Annotated in this window: 19 protein-coding genes; 8 read left to right on the top strand and 11 right to left on the bottom strand. The window is 73.6% G+C overall.

The features are described from left to right. From DI272_RS29480 to DI272_RS29455, 6 genes are all read right to left on the bottom strand, one after another. Nucleotides 1-2,604: a SpoIIE family protein phosphatase gene (locus DI272_RS29480; RefSeq protein WP_109498240.1), complete on the bottom strand. Its 2,604-nt coding sequence runs from the start codon at nucleotides 2,602-2,604 to the stop codon at nucleotides 1-3. Between the two features lie 261 nt (nucleotides 2,605-2,865). After that, nucleotides 2,866-3,291 (bottom strand): ATP-binding protein, encoded by a 426-nt coding sequence (locus DI272_RS29475; RefSeq protein ID WP_109498239.1) that lies wholly within the window; start codon nucleotides 3,289-3,291, stop codon nucleotides 2,866-2,868. A 172-nt stretch (nucleotides 3,292-3,463) separates the two neighbouring features. Next, entirely contained in the window at nucleotides 3,464-3,865 is a 402-nt protein-coding gene (locus DI272_RS29470) for a (deoxy)nucleoside triphosphate pyrophosphohydrolase (protein ID WP_109498238.1), read from the bottom strand. Between the two features lie 10 nt (nucleotides 3,866-3,875). Further along, entirely contained in the window at nucleotides 3,876-4,070 is a 195-nt protein-coding gene (locus DI272_RS29465; RefSeq protein WP_109498237.1) for an SPOR domain-containing protein, read from the bottom strand. 297 nt (nucleotides 4,071-4,367) lie between these two features. Further along, complete coding sequence (locus tag DI272_RS29460; protein WP_109498236.1) at nucleotides 4,368-5,120, bottom strand: GntR family transcriptional regulator; 753 nt, start codon at nucleotides 5,118-5,120, stop codon at nucleotides 4,368-4,370. A 147-nt stretch (nucleotides 5,121-5,267) separates the two neighbouring features. Beyond that, nucleotides 5,268-6,422, bottom strand: a complete 1,155-nt coding sequence (locus DI272_RS29455; RefSeq protein ID WP_109498235.1) for a DUF4190 domain-containing protein — start codon at nucleotides 6,420-6,422, stop codon at nucleotides 5,268-5,270. Between the two features lie 87 nt (nucleotides 6,423-6,509). On the opposite strand from DI272_RS29455, the gene DI272_RS29450 reads away from it, so the two are divergent. Further along, nucleotides 6,510-7,790 (top strand): serpin family protein, encoded by a 1,281-nt coding sequence (locus DI272_RS29450; RefSeq protein WP_258314712.1) that lies wholly within the window; start codon nucleotides 6,510-6,512, stop codon nucleotides 7,788-7,790. 52 nt (nucleotides 7,791-7,842) lie between these two features. On the opposite strand, the gene DI272_RS29445 is transcribed toward DI272_RS29450, so the two are convergent. Further along, nucleotides 7,843-8,673 carry an oxidoreductase gene (locus DI272_RS29445; RefSeq protein ID WP_109498234.1) on the bottom strand — a complete coding sequence of 277 codons (831 nt, stop codon included), beginning with the start codon at nucleotides 8,671-8,673 and terminating at the stop codon, nucleotides 7,843-7,845. Nucleotides 8,674-8,765: 92 nt separating this feature from the next. Between DI272_RS29445 and DI272_RS29440 the strand changes: the two genes are divergently transcribed. Together DI272_RS29440 and DI272_RS44270 are read left to right on the top strand one after the other, a co-directional pair. After that, entirely contained in the window at nucleotides 8,766-9,692 is a 927-nt protein-coding gene (locus tag DI272_RS29440) for a LysR family transcriptional regulator (RefSeq protein ID WP_109498233.1), read from the top strand. A gap of 83 nt (nucleotides 9,693-9,775) precedes the next feature. Next, nucleotides 9,776-10,669, top strand: coding sequence for a DNA-binding transcriptional regulator (locus DI272_RS44270; protein WP_146238398.1), 894 nt, complete (start codon nucleotides 9,776-9,778; stop codon nucleotides 10,667-10,669). A 15-nt stretch (nucleotides 10,670-10,684) separates the two neighbouring features. On the opposite strand, the gene DI272_RS29425 is transcribed toward DI272_RS44270, so the two are convergent. From DI272_RS29425 to DI272_RS29415, 3 genes are read right to left on the bottom strand one after another with little or no spacing between them, the layout of a single operon-like run. Continuing rightward, nucleotides 10,685-11,041 carry a hypothetical protein gene (locus DI272_RS29425; RefSeq protein WP_109498230.1) on the bottom strand — a complete coding sequence of 119 codons (357 nt, stop codon included), beginning with the start codon at nucleotides 11,039-11,041 and terminating at the stop codon, nucleotides 10,685-10,687. Next, complete coding sequence (locus tag DI272_RS29420) at nucleotides 11,038-11,661, bottom strand: hypothetical protein (RefSeq protein ID WP_109498229.1); 624 nt, start codon at nucleotides 11,659-11,661, stop codon at nucleotides 11,038-11,040. The genes DI272_RS29425 and DI272_RS29420 overlap by 4 nt, the downstream gene beginning before the upstream one ends. Further along, a complete protein-coding gene (locus DI272_RS29415; protein ID WP_109498228.1) occupies nucleotides 11,658-12,242 on the bottom strand; it encodes an RNA polymerase sigma factor in 585 nt (194 codons plus the stop codon). The genes DI272_RS29420 and DI272_RS29415 overlap by 4 nt, the downstream gene beginning before the upstream one ends. A 281-nt stretch (nucleotides 12,243-12,523) precedes the next feature. Between DI272_RS29415 and DI272_RS29410 the strand changes: the two genes are divergently transcribed. Genes DI272_RS29410 through DI272_RS29395 form a run of 5 tightly spaced genes read left to right on the top strand, consistent with a single transcriptional unit; the run spans nucleotide 12,524 to nucleotide 15,791 of the window. Then, nucleotides 12,524-13,027, top strand: coding sequence for an Asp23/Gls24 family envelope stress response protein (locus DI272_RS29410; RefSeq protein ID WP_109498227.1), 504 nt, complete (start codon nucleotides 12,524-12,526; stop codon nucleotides 13,025-13,027). Between the two features lie 53 nt (nucleotides 13,028-13,080). Continuing rightward, complete coding sequence (locus DI272_RS44265) at nucleotides 13,081-13,266, top strand: hypothetical protein (RefSeq protein ID WP_146238397.1); 186 nt, start codon at nucleotides 13,081-13,083, stop codon at nucleotides 13,264-13,266. Continuing rightward, the gene (locus DI272_RS44655) at nucleotides 13,263-14,273 is read left to right on the top strand and encodes a DUF6286 domain-containing protein (RefSeq protein ID WP_181387348.1); all 1,011 of its coding nucleotides are present in this window, start codon (nucleotides 13,263-13,265) and stop codon (nucleotides 14,271-14,273) included. The genes DI272_RS44265 and DI272_RS44655 overlap by 4 nt, the downstream gene beginning before the upstream one ends. Beyond that, on the top strand, nucleotides 14,273-14,860 hold the full coding sequence (locus tag DI272_RS29400; protein WP_109498226.1) for a hypothetical protein: 588 nt from the start codon (nucleotides 14,273-14,275) through the stop codon (nucleotides 14,858-14,860). The genes DI272_RS44655 and DI272_RS29400 overlap by 1 nt, the downstream gene beginning before the upstream one ends. After that, nucleotides 14,850-15,791 carry a YihY/virulence factor BrkB family protein gene (locus DI272_RS29395; RefSeq protein WP_109498225.1) on the top strand — a complete coding sequence of 314 codons (942 nt, stop codon included), beginning with the start codon at nucleotides 14,850-14,852 and terminating at the stop codon, nucleotides 15,789-15,791. The genes DI272_RS29400 and DI272_RS29395 overlap by 11 nt, the downstream gene beginning before the upstream one ends. A 142-nt stretch (nucleotides 15,792-15,933) precedes the next feature. On the opposite strand, the gene DI272_RS29390 is transcribed toward DI272_RS29395, so the two are convergent. Then, complete coding sequence (locus tag DI272_RS29390; RefSeq protein ID WP_181387347.1) at nucleotides 15,934-18,114, bottom strand: DEAD/DEAH box helicase; 2,181 nt, start codon at nucleotides 18,112-18,114, stop codon at nucleotides 15,934-15,936. Between the last annotated feature and the right edge of the window lie 87 nt (nucleotides 18,115-18,201).

Below are 18,201 nucleotides of genomic sequence, written 5' to 3'. Positions count from 1 at the left end.
CTAGAAGAGGCTCAGCAGCGCCTCCGCGGGGTCCGTGAGGCCCGTCTCGCCGTCCGGCAGCGGCAGTTCGAACCACACCGTCTTGCCGCGCGGGGTACGGCGTGAGCCCCAGGCCGCGCTGAGCAGGCCGACCAGTTGCAGCCCCCGGCCGCCCTCGTCGGTGTCGCGGGCGCGCCGGCGGCGCGGCTGGACCAGGCCGGAGTCCCAGACCTCGCAGACCAGGGTGCGGTCGAGGAGGAGCCGCAACCGGATCTCGCCCTCGCCGTACCGCAGCGCGTTGGTCACCAGCTCGCTGACCAGCAGTTCCGTGGTGTCGGCCAGCGGCTCCAGGTCCCAGCTCAGCAGCTGCCCGCGCGCGTACTCCCGCGCCCGGCCCACGCTGCGCGGCTCGCGCGGCAGCGTCCAGTCGCCCACGGACTCGGCGGGCAGGCCCTGGACCCGGGCCATCAGCAGGGCGATGTCGTCCTCGCCGTGGTGGGTGTCGAGGGTGTTGAGGACGTGGTCACAGACGTCCTCCAGCGGGCGGGCCGGGTCGGTCAGCGCCCCCACGAAGGCCTGGAGGCCCTCGTCGAGGGGGTGATCGCGGCTTTCGACCAGTCCATCCGTGTAGAGCGCGAGCAGGGCGCCTTCGGGCAGTTCGACCTCCACCTCCTCGAAGGGCTCCCCGCCGACGCCGAGCGGCATGCCGGGCGGGACGTCGAGCATCAGCGCCGCCTCGCCGGGTTCGACGAGGACCGGCGGCAGATGACCGGCGTTGGCGAAGGTGCACCTGCGGGTCACCGAGTCGTAGACGGCGTACACGCAGGTCGCCAGGTACACCTCGGACAGGTCGGCCTCGCGGGGGCGGCGGGCGGCCCGGGTGGCCTGCTGGACGCCGCCTGGCGCTCCCAGACCCCGCGCGATCTCGTCCAACGCGCTGAGCACTTCCGCCGGTTCGAGGTCCAGCAGGGCCAGGGTGCGCACGGCGGAGCGGAGTTCACCCATCGCCACGGCGGCCCGCAGCCCGCGCCCCATCACGTCCCCGACCACCAACGCCGTGCGGTGCCCGGGCAGTTCGATGACGTCGAACCAGTCGCCGCCGACCTCGCTGGGCCGGTCGGAGGAGGCGTTGCCGGGCCGGTAGCGGCAGGCGATGTCGAGGCCGGAGGCGATCGGGTCGTCCGGGGGCAGCAGGGACCGCTGGAGCATCAGCGCCCGTTCGTGCTCGCGCCGGTACAGCCGCGCGTTGTCGATGCAGACCGCGGCCCGCGCCGCCAGCTCCACGGCGAGCTCCCGGTCCCGGTCCCCGAACGGCTCGCTGCCCTTGGTCCGCGCGAACTGCGCCAGGCCTACGACGGTGTCGTGGGCGACCATCGGCACGGCGAGCGTGGACTGCACCAGGCCGCCCTCCTCGGCCGGGATGTACTGCGAGCGGGCGGTGCGCAGGGCGTCCGCGCAGGGCGAGTTGAAGGGGTAGTGGTGGACGGCGCCGACCGCTATGGGCGGCCCCGAGCCGGCGAAGGGGGCGTCGGAGACGGCGCTGGCGAAGGCGACCCGGCGCAGTTCCGCGCTGCCGTCGGCGAGCCCGGGCGGGGTCTCGTCGCCGGCCAGGAGGCCCTGGTAGAGGTCGACGGTCGCCAGGTCGCAGAAGCCGGGGACGACGACGTCGAGGAGTTCGCGGGCGGTGGTCTCCAGGTCGAGGGAGTTGCCGATGCGGGCCCCGGCCTCGTTGAGAAGGGCGAGATTGCGCCGGGCGGCGGCGGCCTCGCGGGCGGCCTGGCGGCGGGCGGTGATGTCGATGGCGAGCCAGGCGATGCCGATGGGGCGGCCGGAGCCGCTGTGCACCCGGTAGAGGTTGACCGACCAGTGCCGGCGCTCCTCGGAGCCCGGCACGAAGCCGGTGACGTGCATGTCCGTGATGGAGTCGCCGGTGTCCAGGACGCGGCGCAGGGTGGCCGTGACCCGCTCGGCCTCGGGGCGCGGCAGGTAGTCGTGGACCCCCTTGCCGCGGTGGTCGTCCGGTGTCCCGCCGAACACGGTGGCGAACCGCTGGTTGGCGCGGCGCACCTGCAGGTCGAGGTCGATCAGCAGGAAGCCGAAGGGAGATTGACCGAAAATCGACTGCGAGGCGGCGAGGTCGGTCTCGATGCTGCGCAGGGTGCGGACGTCGACGACGATGCAGACGGCGGCCTTCTCGCCGTCCTCGGTCCGGGTCGGCATGACGTAGACCTCGGCGAGGCCCTCCGAGCCGCGGCCGCCGTCCGCCGCGTCCGGGAGGCGGAAGGGGACGACGCCGGTCCACTCGCGCCCGTCGAGGATCTCGGCCATCTTGCGCTGGCCCACCTCACGGCGGTCCGGGTCGATGAACGCCTCGATGGGGTCCATGCCCACGGCCCGCTCGGCGGGAATCCCGAAGACCTGCTCGGCGCGCAGGCTCCACTGGTCGACGAGACCGTCGGGACCGATGGAGAAGGAGGCGACCTTGATGTAGTCGTAGATCGAGCCGGGCGGACTGCTCTGCCACATGGCGTCACCCTCTGGGGCCACGGCCTCACCCGCGGCCTGTGACCTCGCGCCGTCCGACGGGTCCTCGGACTCCGTGGCCTTCGCTGGTATCTCGCTCACGCGAACCGTCCCCTCCAGCTCACCGCGCCCGGCACCGGTCACCGGCAGCGGCTGCCCGCAGTATCCAGCACTACGGCGCCGCACAACACGGTGTTCACGATCACAGCACGGTCCCAGCGTTTTTTGGACCGCACCGCGACAACACTTCCAGTCTTCTAACCAGCCAACACGCAGTCGAATCACGCGCTCCGACAACCGCCAGTGGCCTGAACCAGCCGGTGGACGGCGCGGGCGCCCGCGTACAGCGCGTACGCCCCGGGTTCACCGCGGCACCACGAGTTCGAACCACACCGTCTTTCCGGCCGCGCCGGGCCGGGTGCCCCAGCGGCGCGAGGAGTGGGCGACCAGTTGCAGACCGCGCCCGCCCTCGTCCTCCGGCAGCGCGACCCGCTCGCGGGGCGGGTCCGGGAGCGGGTCGGAGACCTCCACCAGCAGGACGCCGTCGAGGCCGGTGGGGCGGACGAGGCGGACGCCGATCGGGCCGGTGGCGTGCCGCAGGGAGTTGGTGACCAGCTCGCTCACCAGCAGGGCCGTGATGTCGGCGACGCTGTCGAGGTCCCAGTCGCGCAGCCGGCCGCGGACAGCTCCTCGGGCGGCGCGCACGGCGCCGGGGTCCGCGGGGAACGACCACTCGGCGCAGTCGCCTTCGGTGTCGATCACGCCGATCACTTCCCAGGCCACACCCATGTCCGGTTTCGTGGGGTTAATGGGCACATACCCGATATCCGGTGACGACTACCGTGCGGCGGGGCGCACTGTGGTGCGAACGGGGGCAGAGGGGGGCGCCCAAGAGCCCTGGGAGTGCTGTTGCTGTGCGGGTGCGGGTCCGCAGTGGCTGCTCGCCCGGTTCGCCGCAGCCTCAGGCAAGCAGCCTGGTCGCTGCCGCCTTCACAGCCGGGACGTCCTGGGCCAGCCACGGCACGTCCCACAGCTCGGCCGCCGTCAGCCAGCGCAGTTCGTCATGGTCCTGCAAGGGCTTGGGCTCCGGCGAGCCCGGGAGCAGATGAGCCGTCCAGACCTGGAGCACGTACGGGGGCTTCAACGGCCACTCCCCGGGCACCCGGGCCGCGATCTCGGCCTCCACCCCCAGCTCCTCGCGCAGCTCCCGGGCCAGCGCGGCTTCCGGCGTCTCCCCCGGCTCCACCTTGCCGCCCGGCAACTCCCAGCGGCCCGCCAGCTCAGGGGGTGCGCTGCGGCGGGCGGCCAGGAGGCGGCCGGCGTCGAGGAGGGCGGCTCCCACCACCAGCGTGCGTTCGGTCATGCGGCGGAGCCTACGCGTTGCGGGTGGCCTCGCCGTTCTGGGCGATGCGTTCGACCCAGTACAACTGCTTGTGTCCGCGGCTGTCGAGGCTGTCCGCGATCTTCTCGGCCTCGGCACGGGTGGCGTAGCGGCCCACGCGGTAGCGGTTGCCGTTGTCGTCCTGTCGTATGACGAGCCAGGGAAGAGTGATCGTGCCGTCGTTCATCGCCCCCCACTGCTCCTTCCCGACAACGCCCCGCTCGCTAAGGAAACCGCAATCCGCATATGCCCGAGCCTACGCCTAACCTTTACGGAGCGAATCCGCCTTTTCACAAAGAGGTACGCAACCGGCCAGCACGTGGGGGGCGTGCGAAGTCGAACGCGCCGTGCGGGGACGTCGATGCATCCGGTCAGAGGCGTATCCGCACGCACGGGGTCACCTGCGAGAACGGCCAGAATCCAACGCCGTTCGAAGGGGCGGCCGTTGACCCGGCGTCCGGGGCAACAGCCGTAAGGGTGTGCGCTACTTCACCGGGAGGTGGTACGCGACCTGGTAGCGGTCGGCGGGGATGACCACGTCGGCCGTCTCGACCGGGCGGCCGGAGGCGTAGAACGTCCGGTGGACGACCAGGACGACATGGCCGGGAACGCCGCCCAGGGCGAGGAGTTCCTCGGCGAGTCCGGGGCGGGCGCCGACCTCCTCGGTGACGTTGTCCACGATCACGTCGATGGCCGCCATGCGCTCGACCACGCCCATGCCGCCGAGCGGGCCCTCCTCGGGCAGCATCACGGGGGTGCGGCCGGTCAGGACGAGGGGCTCCCAGGAGGTGGAGAGCATCATCGGCTCGCCGTTGTCCCGGTAGACGTACTTGGTGCACATCACGCGATCGCCGGGGCGGATGGCGAGCCGCTCGGCGACGGCGACGCTGGCCTCGGCCTGACGGCTGCTGGACTCCCAGGTGCCGCGTGCGTCGCCGTCCGCCTGCTCCTGGCGGAAGGGGGTGGCGCCGCCGTCCGGCCGGAAGCCGGAGCGGGCGACGCGGCGGGGCACGGGCCGCTCACGCACATACGTGCCCGAGCCGGAGCGGCCCTCGACCAGGCCCTCGGCCATCAGCACCTTGCGGGCCTCCAGGGCGACGGTGTCCGAGACGCCGTACTCCTCGCGGATTCTGGCCTGGGAGGGCAGTCGGGTGTGCGGTGGCAGCGATCCGTCGACGATCTTCTTGCGGAGATCACCCGCGACACGCAGATACGCCGGCTGCTCACCGAAAGTCACTGGCCGCTCCCATCAGGTTGTACAGACAGCAACAGCGTGGCAACCGTGGGTTGAGCCGTGCAAGCAAAGGCCAGAGAATCACTCGATGTAGTGACATGTGCCCCCGGTGGGCTTTACGCAGGCACTTTCTCCCCGCTATAGCGGCGCTCACACATCGAGGTTGCCCGCGTCCCCGCCGCCGCCCCCGCCCTCGTAGTCCTCGTCGTACGACGGCACCGTGGTGGCCAGGCCCAGAGCCTTGCGGGCGGTGACGGTGCTGTCGCCGTCGATGTAGTCGTACCCGGCGTCGTAGCGCTCGTAGTACGTGTCGGCGTCCTTCGCGGCGGCGGCCTTGGCCCACTCCTTGCGCGCCGCGTCCAGGTCGGAGGCGAGGTCGGTGACGGCCCCCGCGCTGTCGCCGGGCCAGGAGCGGCCGCGCAGCGTCTCGGCCTGCTCGCCGAGCGCGGTGGCGACGTCGCCCGCCCATGTCCGGTTCGCCGGCAGATCGTCCTCGGGGTAGTCCGAGGGCTCCTCGTAGAGCACCCGGTCGAGCGCGTTGGCCGACTTCAGGAAGGCGACCTGGTCGGCGTCGAGGTTGGTGGCGTCGTTGCGCAGTGAGCCCGTCAGGCTCTTCTTCTCGTCGACGTCGCCGAAGACGCAGGTGATCTCGCGGTCGCCGAAGGTCCAGCTGTCCTCGGAGGGCACGAGGTAGTACACGTCCACGTTCTCCGGTACGGCCCACGCGTCCATCGCGTAGTCCTCCTGGAGGGCGTAGCACTTGTCGTCGGCGAGGTCGGTCACCTCGTCGTCGCCCGGGAAGGAGCCGGACGGCAGCGTGACGACGGCGAACACCTCGCCGTGGTGCGCGCGGGAGCAGGGCACCTCGTCGACGTCGTAGGCGTCCCCCTGGAGGGAGCCGGTGCCCGAGTCGAAGCAGTCGCCCTTGGCGAGCGCGTAGGCGGTGCCCTCGCCGCGTGCGGCGTCCTTGAGCCCGTCCACGGCGTCGGACACGACCCCGGTCGACAGCGACACCGTCCACAGCACGAGTCCGACGACGGACAGCACGGACCCGGCGATGGCCATGCCCCTGCCGCGTTCGCCCCTCTTCTTGATCTGCGCGAGCGCGACCAGCCCCAGGACCAGCCCGACGGCCGGCAGGAAGCAGAGGATGCCGAGCACCAGGGCGGCGATGGCGACGCCGTTCACGGGCACGGGCTGCGCGTATCCGCCGTAGCCGTAGCCCCAGGGGCCGGGCGGGGCGAAAGGACCCGGCGGGTACGGCCCCTGGGGCTGGTGGGGGCCGGGAGGCGGAGGTATGGACACGGGTACCGTGCTCCTGGTTCGGGCTGGGGTGGCGAACGGTCGTACGACTGGGCGCATGGTAAGCGCAGGGTGAGCGGGGGCGGAACGGTGGTCACGAATGCCACGATTCAGGCGGTCAACAGGCTGACCGCGCGGTGGGCGGGGGCGCCGGAGTTCTCGGCGGCGGGGGGCTCGGAGGACGGCGGAACGGTGCCCTCGGCGGCGGGAGCTTCGGAAGGCTCCGGGGCGGTGCCCTCGGCGGGAGCTTCCGACGGCGGTGGGACGGTGTTCTCGGCGGCGGGGGTATGGCCGCTGCTGGCGTTTCTCGCGGACGGGGCGGTGGGGGCGGCCCGGGAGGAGCTGGTGGAGGCGGTCGGGGTGCCGGCGGAGCAAGCGGGCGCCGCGGCGCGGGAGTTGCTCGCGGCGCTCGATGCGGTCGACGGGCTGGACTCCGCGCTCGGGCTGTGGACCAAGCGGTACGTGGAGCTGCGGCCGGAGTGGGCGGCAGGGCTGCCCGCCGGGACGCGCGGCGTCCTCACCGGCGACCCGGACGCCGATCACGCGGCCCTGGACGCCTGGGCCGCCGAGCGGACGTCAGGGGCGGTCGGGCGGATGCCGGTGGCGTTGCGGCCGGACTCCTCCCTGGTACTGGCGAGCGCGGCGGCGTTGCGGACGGAGTGGGAGGTGCCGTTCAAGGGCGATCTCATGCCGTGGCGGGACCAGGACCGGGCCGGGTTGTCGCGTACGACGCCCGATCTGGACGCCGTGGCGGTGGTGCGGGCGCCGGCGGGTGCCGTGACGCAGGCACGGGTGCGCGGCACGAACGGCATCGACGTCCATCTGCTGCTCGGGGAGGCCGAGTCGGCGCCCGGACAGGTGCTGGGCGCGGGGGTGGGGCTGCTGGCCGGTGCGCTGACCGCCGTACCCGGCAGCCGGCTGCCGTACGGCGCCGCAGGGCCCGGTCTCAGGATCGAGACCCTCCGCACCGAACGGCCCGAGCCGCCGAGCCTCACGCTCAGAACGCCCGAGTTCACCGTCGAGGGCGACCATGACCTGCTGGCGCAAGGGGAGTTGTTCGGACTGGCGACCGCGGGCGACGGGGCTCCCGGCCACTTCCCCGGCATCAGCGCGGCGCCCCTCGCGCTCGCGGCCGGCCGGCAGTCCGCGACGGCGGTGTTCAGCGGCGAGGGGTTCCGGGCCGCCACCGTGACCGCGATGGACATGGTGTGGCTGAGCTGGGAACCCGAGCCGGAGCACGAGTCGAAGCGGGCCTGCGCCACTTTCGACCGGCCCTTCGGGTTCCTCGCCGTCCACCGCGCGTCACGGCTCGTCCTCGCGGCGGGCTGGGTGACCGACCCGACGCCCTTCCGCGACGACGACCTCCGCTGAACGCCTCTCGGCTGCTTGCCTCTCCGCCGCGAGTTTCCCGGCTGAACGCCTTTCAGCTGTCGAACGCCGTCGCCCGTGCGTCCTTCTCCCAGGCCGCGATGTCCTCCCGGACCTGGTCGAGGTGGCCGAGGACCGCCGTGACGCCGTCGTCCCCGAGGGGGAGGCGGAGCGGGGTGCGGTCGGCCTGGAGGGCGGCCAGGATCAGGGCGGCGGCCTTGGCCGGGTCGCCGGGCTGGGTGCCGTCGCCGCCGGCGACGAGGCCGCGCGTGGTGCTCACCTTGCCGTAGACCCCGCTGTCCGCGCTGACGCCCGCCCGGTCCGTCTCGAACAGCGAGGTCCGGAAGGCGCCCGGCTCGACGATCAGCACTTTGACGCCGAACTCCGCGACCTCGTCCGCGAGCGCCTCGGACATGCCCTCCAGCGCGAACTTCGTGCCGCTGTACGCCGAGAAGCCCGCGAAGGACAGCTGCCCGCCCATGCTGCTCATCTGGACGATCGCACCCGAGCGGCGCTCACGCATCGAGGGCAGTACCGCGCGCACCAGGGCCGCCGGCCCGAAGACGTGCACGTCGAACAGCGCCCGCAGCTCGTCCTCGCCGGTCTCCTCGAAGGCGCCGACGTGGGTGCGGCCCGCGTTGTTGACCAGGACGTCGATCCGGCCGTGCCGGGCCACCACGTCCCGTACCGCCGCCTCGGCCGCGGCCGTGTCGGAGACGTCCAGCCGCAGCGCCTCCACCTGGTCGGGGTGGGCGGCGACCAGGTCGTCCAGCGCCTCGGGGCGGCGGGCCGCGCCCACCACCACGTCGCCGTCGGCGAGGGCCGCCTCGGCGATCGCCCGCCCGAAGCCGCTGCTCGCGCCGGTGATGAGCCACACCTTGTTCATGACCGCTCCTGTTGACTCGTTCTCGGTTCGTGATCCGTGAAACAGCTTGCGGGCAGGGGTGGTTGCCCGTCCAAGACCCGTGGTGATAACCGATGGGCATGACGACCGACGTTCACCTGCGGGACCTGCGCTACTTCCTCACCGTGGCCGAGGAACTGCACTTCACCCGGGCCGCCGAGCGGCTGTACGTGTCCCAGCCCGCGTTGAGCAAACAAGTACGGGCCCTTGAGCGGCAGTTGGGCGTCGAGCTGTTCCGGCGCGATCCGCACGGCGTGGCGCTCACCGGGGCGGGCGAGGCGCTGCTGCCGTACGCCCGGCGGGTGCTGGACGGATGGGCGGAGGGGACGGCGGCGCTGGAGGCGGTCCGGGCGGCGGGCCGGAGCACCCTCACCGTCGGGATGAGCACCAGTCCGGGGCGCGGCGGGCTGCTGCCGGCGATCCGCTCCCGCTTCACCGCCGCGCACCCGGAGGCGAGGGTGCGGCTGCGCCAGGTGAGCTGGGAGGACCCGACCGCGGGGCTGGCCGACGGGGAGGCCGACGTGGCCTTCGCCTGGCTGCCGCTGCCGGACGCCGAGCGCTACGCGTGGACGGTGGTCGCCGAGGAGCCCCGGCTGATCGCCCTGCCGGAGAGCCATCCGCTGGCCGCCCGTACGGAGATCGACTTCGCCGACCTGGTGGACGAGCCGTTCCTCGCCCTGCCCGAGAGCGCCGGTGCGCTGCGCGACCACTGGCTCGCCCTGGACGCCCGTGCCGGCCGCCCGCCGCGCATCGGCGCGGAGATCGCTGGCACGGAGGAGACGTACGAGGCCCTGGTCGGAGGCCTCGGCATCTGCCTGGTGGCCGCGGGCAACGCCCCGCTGATCACGCTGGGCGGGGTGGTGACCCGGCCGGTGCGCGGGGTGTCGCCGAGCCGGTACGTGCTGGCCTGGCGAAGCGGGGAGCCGCAGGGGGCGCTGGTGCGGGGGTATGTGGAGGCGTGCCGGGAGGTGGCGGGACGGGGCCGGCATCCGCTCACCTGACGTGCCGCGGGCGTCGGATTGCTCCATCGGGGCGTAAACGGCGACAGGGAGTAACAGGACGACGTACGGCTTGTCATACGGTCATGACGCTCATCGCTCGACAGCAGCAGCCCATGCCCTCCCATCCGCGCCGCCGCGACGGCAAGACGCCCCTGCCCGCTCCCGAGGAGTGCGCCCGGCTGCGCCGGGCCTGGGGCCTGGGCGTGGAGCAGGTGGCCGAGGCCTTCGGGGTGACGACGACGACCGTGCGGTCCTGGGAGGCCGGCCGCAGCGCGCCGACGGGTCTGCGCCGGGCCGCGTACGCGGCGTTCCTCAGCGGCCTGGCCCAGGGTCTGGTGCCCACCCCCGGCGGGGCCGGCACGACGCCGTCCGCCGGAACCACAGACGACCGCCGACACAACCCCGCGCCCGCGCCCAGGCGTACGCCGACGCCCGCACCCACTCCCCTGCCTACGCCGGTGCCCGCGCCCACGCCCGTGTCCACGCCGGTGCCTGCGTCCGCCCCCGTGTCCACGCCGGTGCCTGCGTCCGCCCCCGTGTCCACGCCGGTGCCTGCGCCCACGCCCGGCCCGCACGCGGCAGCGCCCACGCAGACGCCCCCTCCGACGCCCCCTCCGACGCCGACTCCGGCGCCGACTCCGGCGCCCAGGTCCGCGCTCACGTCCGTGCCCATGCGCACCTCTGCTCCCGCACCGGCGCCCGTGTCCACCCCTGTTCCCACGCCCTGCCCCTGCCCCGCCCCTTCTCCGGTGTCCGGCGGAAGGGTGGCCGAGGGGCGGCCGGGGCGGTCCGGGCGGATCGTGCCGTCGGCACCGGCCGGGCGGACGTCCCGGTCCGAGGCCGGTCTGCCGGTGGGGCCCGGGCCGGACCCCGTCGCCCCGGCGCGTCGCCGCAGACTGCGGTTCATGACCGTCGCGGCGGGCGCGTGGACCACCGTCCTGCACCTGATGACGACCATGCCCCTGCCCCACCGGTAGGGCGCGGACAGCGGCTCAGACCTGGCCGGTGACCGTCACGGTCACCCGGGGACCCGGCCGTCCAGGACAGCGGGCGGCCAGGTGTTCCTCGACGGCGGAGCGCACGGCCCGGGCCACGTCCACCGCTCTGGCCCGGCGCACCGTGACCACCTGGACGTCGACGTGCCAGCCGATGGTGGCGTCCGGTTCGGGTGTCAGCCGCACTCCGGCGGTCGGCGCCCGCCCCGCGTCGGGATGCGGCCGGGACAGCGCCGACCTGAGCCGGGCGGCCAGCCCCGGTTTCAGGAAGGCGACGCCCGGCACGTTCTCCACGATCCGGGCGACGTCCTCGACGAGCACGGCCGGTGCGGCGGGCAGCGGGTACGCGGTCATGTGGTCTCCCCTTCCCGGCCGCCCTCGGCCCGGATGTCGACGAGGTCGGTGACGCGGATGTCCACGGACGCTATGGCCATGCCCAGTTCACGGTCGGCGGCCTCCCGCACCCGTTGCCGCACCCGCTCCGCGAGCTGGGGCAGACCGACGTGCGCGGGCGCGTGGATGTCCAGGCGGACCTCGACGGCGCCGTCGGCGGGGTCGGTGAGGCCCACGAGGCGGCAGGAGCCCGCGCGGACCCCCTCGACCGTCTCGGCCGCCGAGCGGAGGGCGCGCGCGGCGACCGTCTCCATGATCCACAGGTCCTCGCCGGGGTCCCCCAGGGGCAACGGGCGGCCGGGCCGGAGTTCGAGGCGGACGAGGTCCATGACTCTTCGGGTCAGCGGCTCGGCGTCCTGGGCGGAGGTCTGCGGGGTCTGCTCGCGCAGGCCGCGCACGGCGGTCTCCAGCTGTTCGAGGTCGTGCACGGCCCGCCGGCAGTGCGGACAGGTCGCCCGGTGCGGGTCGTCCGTCTGCCGCTCCCAGTCGTCCCAGACCTGGGACAAGGGCCGTCCGCACGGCAGCCGCTCGTCGTCGTCGGCGGCGCGGGCGCCCTCGGGCGGATCGGTGTGGGTCGTCATCGCCAGGCCCCCAGTGCTTGTGTCAGACAGCGGCGTGCGCGGAAGACGCGGGCGCGGACGGCCTCCTGACTGATGCCGACCGTGTCCGCGATGAACTCGTAGGACCGGCCGTCCAGTTCGCGCAGCACCCAGCAGGCGCGCTGTTCCGCCGAGAGCAGGTCCAGGGCGTCCCGCAGCTCCCGGACGGCGTCGCGGGCCTCGGTGATGCGGGCCGGCGAGGTGGTGTACTCGGCGGCCGGCACCTCCCCCGCGGACTCCAAGGGTGCCACCGGTCTGCGGGACCGCAGGACGTTGAGACAGCGGTTGGTGACGATGCGGTACATCCAGGTGCCGAAGGACGCCTGCCCTTGGAACTCCGGCAGCCGCCGCCAGGCGCTCAGGAAAGCGTCCTGCACCGCGTCCTCCGCCTCCGCCGGGGTGCCCAGCAGCCGGGTCGCCAGCCGGATGGACGTCGGCGCGTGGCGTTGCACGAGCGCCGCGAAGGCGTCCTCGTCGCCCTCCGCGGCCCGCACCACCAGCAGGCTGTCGCCGATGTCGCCTCCGGCGCCCGGTGGTGCGGTCAGTCTGCGGTCGCCCGCCACTGAGCGACTCCTCTCGTCCGGTCTCTTCAGGTTGGACACGCGCGCGCCGCGCCTGTGACGCCCCACTTCGCGGTCGGGCGTCTCCCTTCGGGCCGGGTGCGGGCTGCGGATGCAGTCGCGCGTTCCTGGTGATCCGTGGCCGAGGTCCGCTCGGATCGGTGGGGGCGCCGCTCAGGCGTTCCCCGGGAGTTTTTCCGGGCATCCGCGTCACAGCGGCGACCGGAGCGGGTCGAAACGAGTACAAGCACCCGACGAGCAGTCACGGCAGGAAGGACATCACCATGACCACCCAGACCGCGGTAGCCGCCAAGGAAGCACCCGCACCCCGGACCGGAGGCAGGAGCGAGGGCACCACGGCGGTCTCCGGCGGCGCCACCGGCGCGGACCAGCCGGCCGCGGACCGCGGCCGGACGTCGATCGCCGACCTCGTCGTCGTGAAGGTGGCGGGCATCGCCGCCCGCGAGATCCCGGGCGTGTACGACATGGGCGGCGGACTGTCCCGCACCATCGGCGCCGTCCGCGACCGCGTGCCCGGCGGCCGGCCCAACGTGGGGCGCGGCGTGAAGGTGGAGGTGGGCGAGCGCCAGACGGCCATCGACCTCGACCTCGTCGTCGAGTACGGCGTGCCCATCACCGACGTGTCCCGGGACGTGCGCGAGAACGTGATCTCCGCGGTCGAGCGCGTCACCGGCCTGGAGGTCGTCGAGGTGAACATCACCGTCAACGACGTCCGTCTGCCCGACGAGGAGGAGCCCGCCGCGCGTGCCGAGGCCCGCGTGGAGTAGCGGTTCCCCGGCGTACGGAAACGGCAGCCGAACCAAGTGGGAGGTGGACGGGCGTGCGCGCACCGTTCGTAGGAATGATCGCGGGGATGGCCCTGGCGTTCGCCGGGTACTTCGGCGGCTTCGGCGCGTTCCTGCTCGTGGGGGCGCTCGGCGGCCTCGGCTGGGCCGCGGGCCGCTGGGTCGAGGGCGGCGGCGGCATCCGGGACGTACGGGACGCGTTCGAGCGGAGCCGCCGATGACCACCGCCGCGGAGCGGGGCACGACCACGGTCACGGACCGCGCCGTTCGCCGGATCGCCGAGCGGGCGGCCGGCGAGACCCTGACGGGAGAGGCCGCCACGCGGCCGGCGAAGGCGGCGGCGTCCGTGCACGGGGGCCGGGCACAGGTGGCCCTCGACGTGGCGCTCCCCTATCCGGCGCCGCTGACCGAGACGGTCCGCGGCCTGCAGGAGCATGTCGCGTTCCGCACCAGGGAGTTGACCGGCCTCGACGTGCCCACCGCGGGTATCAGGGTGACCTCGCTCGCCGCCGCGACGGGCGATGGCGTGGCGGGCGGTGGCGCGGCAGGCGGCGGTGCGGCGGGCGGTGGCGCGACGACCGGGAAAACGCCGTCCGCCGCCGTCCGCACCCCCAGGCGGCTGTGGTCCCGGCGGCGCATCCCGGCCGCCCTGTTGGCCGCCGTGGCCACCGTGGCCTGCGGCGCCCTCGCAGTGGACCTGATCCTGGTGCACGCCGCGCACCGCCCGGCGGCCGGCTGGCGGGTCGCGGTCGTGCACTGGGCGTCGGAGCACGGGCCGGGCGACCGGTCCGTGGTCCTCGCGGGCGCTCTGACGGCGCTGCTCGGCCTGTGGATGGTCGTGCTCGCCGTCACCCCCGGACTGCGCCGGCGGCCGACCGCGCACGCCCCCGGCCCACGGGTCGTCGCGGCGGTGGACCGCTCGGCCGTCGAGGCCCTGGTACGCGACGCGGTGGGCGAGGTGGCCGGCGTCGGCGCGGTGCGGGTACGTGTCCGGCGGCGCCGGGCCTCGGCGCGGGCGGTGCTCCTGTTCGGGGAGCGGGCAAGAGTCCGGGCCGAGGTCGCCGCGGCGGCCGGGGCGGCGCTGACGTCCTGCGGCCTGCGTCTGCCGTTGAAGCCGCGGGTGCGCGTCACGCCCTCGGCCGTCTGGCGGCCTCCGGCGCCGGAGGGGGAGGCGCCGGCGCCGTCGGCCGCTCCCGGAACCGGCGCCGTCCCGGAAGGAGAGGTGTGATGCGGCAGTCCCGTACCACCGTCAACCGGCTCGTCCTCGGCGGCATCGGCCTGCTGCTCCTGCTCGCGGGCGGGTGGCTCGCGCTCACCGGCGGCGCTTTCGCGGACCGGCTGCCGACGTGGTGGCCCGAGCCCGCCGCCGGTCGCCATGTCCTGCTGGGCTCGGACGAGCTGGCACGCGTGCGTGGCGAGGGCTGGTGGACGCCCTCCGTCATGGCCGCGGCGATCGCGCTGAGCCTGCTCTTCGGCTGGTGGTTCCTCACGCAGTTCCGTACCGGCACCGCCCGGCCGCTGGCGCTGGCCGCGCCGGGCTGCACGGTGCGGGCGCAGGCGCTCGCCGAGGCGCTGGCAGATCGCGCGGGTGCCGTACCCGGCGTCGACCGCAGCCGCGTCCGCATCCTGCCCCGCTCCCGGCGCCGCCTGGAGGTGCGGTTGCGGGTCTGGCTGCGGCCGGGCACCTCCCCGCAGGCGGTGCTGCCCGCCCTGTGCGCGGTGGTGGCCGAGGCCGAGGAGTCCGCCGCGCCCTACCGCACGCACACCCGTCTGCGCGTCAGCGCCGTGTCGCACCGCATGCCGCATGTCAGCTGACCCGTACCCCGGCGGCGGCCGCCCCGCCGTCCCCCGCGCCGTCCGCGGCCGGCCGCCCGCCGCCTGGCGCTCGGCGCTGCGCCGCACGCCGGTGTCGCTGTGGAACGACGACATATCGGACTACGCGGCGGCCCTGACGTACTACGCGATCCTCTCGGTGCTGCCCGCGCTGCTGGTGACGGTCCTGGCGTTCGGCCTGATCAGCCCGGAGACGGCCCAGGAGTTCGTCACGCATGTCACCGCGTACGCGCCCGCCGAGTCCGCCGGTGACCTGCACGCCGCGCTCTCCCGGATGCTGGACGCGGAACGGGGCGCGTGGCCGCTGCTGGTGGCCGGCACGGTGAGCGCGCTGTGGTCCGCCTCCAGCTATCTCGCGGTCTTCCGCCGCGCCCTGCACCGCATGCACCGGGTCGAGGACCGGCGCTCGCCCTGGCGCCGGGCCCCGCGCATCGTGCTCACCGCGCTCGCGCTGCTGGTCCTGCTGCTGACCGGCTCCCTCGCCCTGCTGCTGACCGGGCCGCTGGCCGAGGGCCTGGGCCGGTTGCTCGGGCTCGGCGCCACGGCGGCCTGGGGCTGGAGCGTGCTGCGCTGGCCGCTGCTGCTGTGCCTGGTGGCGCTGCTGGTCCTCGTGGTCTTCCACACCGGCCCGGCCGGGGCCCGGCACCGCGCGCACAGTCTGCCCGGCGGCATCCTGGCCGCGGTGCTCTGGCTGACCGTCTCCACCGGCTTCGCGCTGTACGCCTCCACCCTGAGCGCGTACAGCAGGCTCTACGGCTCCCTCGCCGGTGTCGTCGTCTTCCTGATCTGGCTGTGGCTGTCCAACCTGGCCCTGCTCACCGGCGCGCAGTTCACCGCCGAGCTGGGCAAGGACGCCCCCGGCACCGGGGGCGGCGCGGGGGCGGTCGCTGCTGAGGCTCGGGCTAGACGTTGAAGCGGAATGTCTGCGGTCTGATCCTGACCTGCGGCGGAGCCTCGCACAGGGCCCTGAGCTGGGATTTCCTCGTTGGCACGCGTTGGCCCCCGACGGCCTTTTACGGGTGTCCTGCGGACTGGCTGCGGACCGGAGGGCACCCTCACTCGGATGACGCGGGCCTCTCATCCGTCATACCCAGACGCGCCTGTTCCTCCTCGACGATCCGGCGTGCCAGCTCGGTGTCCGACACGTCGACCGCGTCCGGGGTGGCTTCGGCCACGGCGCTGCGGCGGGCATAGGCATCGAACAGGCGCGTCTTGCTTTCCAGCATCTTCACCATGCGTTCGTCCACGCCTCCGGTGGCGAGGAGACGGTGCACGCGAACCGGCCTGACCTGGCCCATACGGTGGGCCCGGGCCACCGCCTGATGCTCGATGGTCGGCTTGATCTGAGGTTCACAGATGATGACGACGGAGGCGGCCTGCATGTTGAGGCCGACGCCCGCTGCCTGGATCTGCCCCAGGAGCACCGCCGGGCCCTGGACACCGGCGAAGTCGTCGACGATCTCCTGGCGACGCTGGGCCGGGACGCCGCCGGTCAGCGGACCGAACACCGGGGTGTCCCTGGCGGTTCCGGCCGCGAGGGCCTTCTCCACCACGCCCAGTACGTCCTTGAAGTTGGAGAAGACCACCGTCTTCTGCCCGTTCTCGCCGGCCTCCTGAACGATCTCGCGGAGCCGATCCAGCTTGGCCGACTTCTCGGGGCGCACGTACGCGGCCCTGCGCATGGCCATGAAGTTGCCCGCGCGCACGGCTTCGCGGTACGCCTCCTCGTCCGAAGCGCTCAGCTCCTCCCACTCGTCGGTCTGCTGAAGGCTCGGAAGTTCCGTCAGCACGTCCTCCTGGTTGCGCCGCAGGTAGACCGGGGCCACAGCCTTGCGGAAGGCGACCGATCCGGCCAACGCGTCCCGTTCACCCAGGGAGTCCGCGACGGCGCCGTCGAGTATCCGGACCAAATTGCGGAACTCCACGACCCTGTTCTCCATCGGGGTTCCGGTCATGAAGAGGGTGCGCTCGCAACGCTCCGCCCACAGGCCGACCGCTTGGGACCGCTTGGCCTTCGGGTTCTTCACGGAGTGTGCTTCGTCGACCACCAGCAGCCCGACCTCCCCACCGCCCGGCGCGGGAAAGCCGCGCAGCGCGTCGAACGTGGTCACCCCGACGCCGCCCCGCCCCTTCCAGTCGGCGAACGCGTAGTGCCGGTCAGGACCGTGGAACACCATGACGCGCAGAGCGCTGCGGGCCTCGATCTCCCGTGTCCAGTTCACGAGAACGCTCGCCGGACAGACGACCATGAAGTGACTCTGTCCCTCGGCAGCCAGGTGGGCGAGGACGGCGATCGCCTGAATGGTCTTCCCGAGGCCCATCTCGTCGCCGAGTATCACCTTGCGCTGCGCAAGCGCGAACCGTGCGCCGAACGCCTGGTAACCGCGCAGGGAGACCCGCCGGTGCGTGTCGTCGAGGTCCTGGGTCCGCACCCGCTCCGCGACCTCGTCCGGCAGAAAGCCCTCTGCGGCAGCCGCGTCCGGCAGCCGCCCGGAGATCTCGGCGAGCAGGCTGTAGTACTCGGCGGAGCGGAGTTCGAAGTCCACCCAGGCCGCGACGTCGGACGAGAGCCCCCGGAGCAGGTCCACCGACGCCTGGGCGAGCAGCTCGGGCAGGCCGGCCTGCTCCGCCTCGTCCACCAGCGACCGGATCTCGGCGACCGCCGCCCACGCGCGGGCCTTCTTCTCCCGGCCGGCCAGAAGCATGCGGACTCTTCCGGCGGCGGGCCTCGCGTCGGCCAGCAACGGACCGAGCCGTTCCGCCAGGACGGTGCCCTTGTCGACCGCACGCCGGGCGTCCGGGCCGGCCTCCACCAGGACGTGTAGGGCCATGACGAGCGCGGTGGTGCGCGGTTCCGGCCGGTCCACGTCGATGTGGACGGCCACGGTCTCGTGCACAGCCTCGGAGAGCCGGCGGGCGGCGGCGAGCATCTGGTCGACGGTGCGCTGCCCGACTCCGGGAATCTGCCGCAGCCGGTAGGGGCCCGCTTCGAGAACACTGCCCAGAGTGCGCAGTCCGCTCTTCTCGACGCTCCCCAGCCGCAGCCGCCCTTCGGTGACGTCCTGCAGCCGGGCGACGGGAATGGCGTCGAGCTCCCGCTTCACCGCCGCATCGTGGATCGGCTTCAGTGCCGCCCGTACCGCCTCCACCGCCCTTCCGTGGTCACCGACCACTGCCTGCGCCGCCTCATGCAGTCGCGCTCCCCTCGCGACCGTGTCCCGCTCGCCACGCCCCACGCTTCCCGCCCCTCTCCGACCCTCCCCGCATTTTCTCACCGCCCACAACGGCCCTCGGCGGGCGTTCGCAGCTCCCTGCGGATCGAC

Origin of the sequence: Streptomyces sp. Act143 (assembly GCF_003143935.1) — a bacterium.
GTDB lineage: Bacteria > Actinomycetota > Actinomycetes > Streptomycetales > Streptomycetaceae > Streptomyces.
The sequence above is the reverse complement of the archived record's forward strand: the minus strand, read 5'-3'. Positions and strand labels throughout refer to the sequence as shown.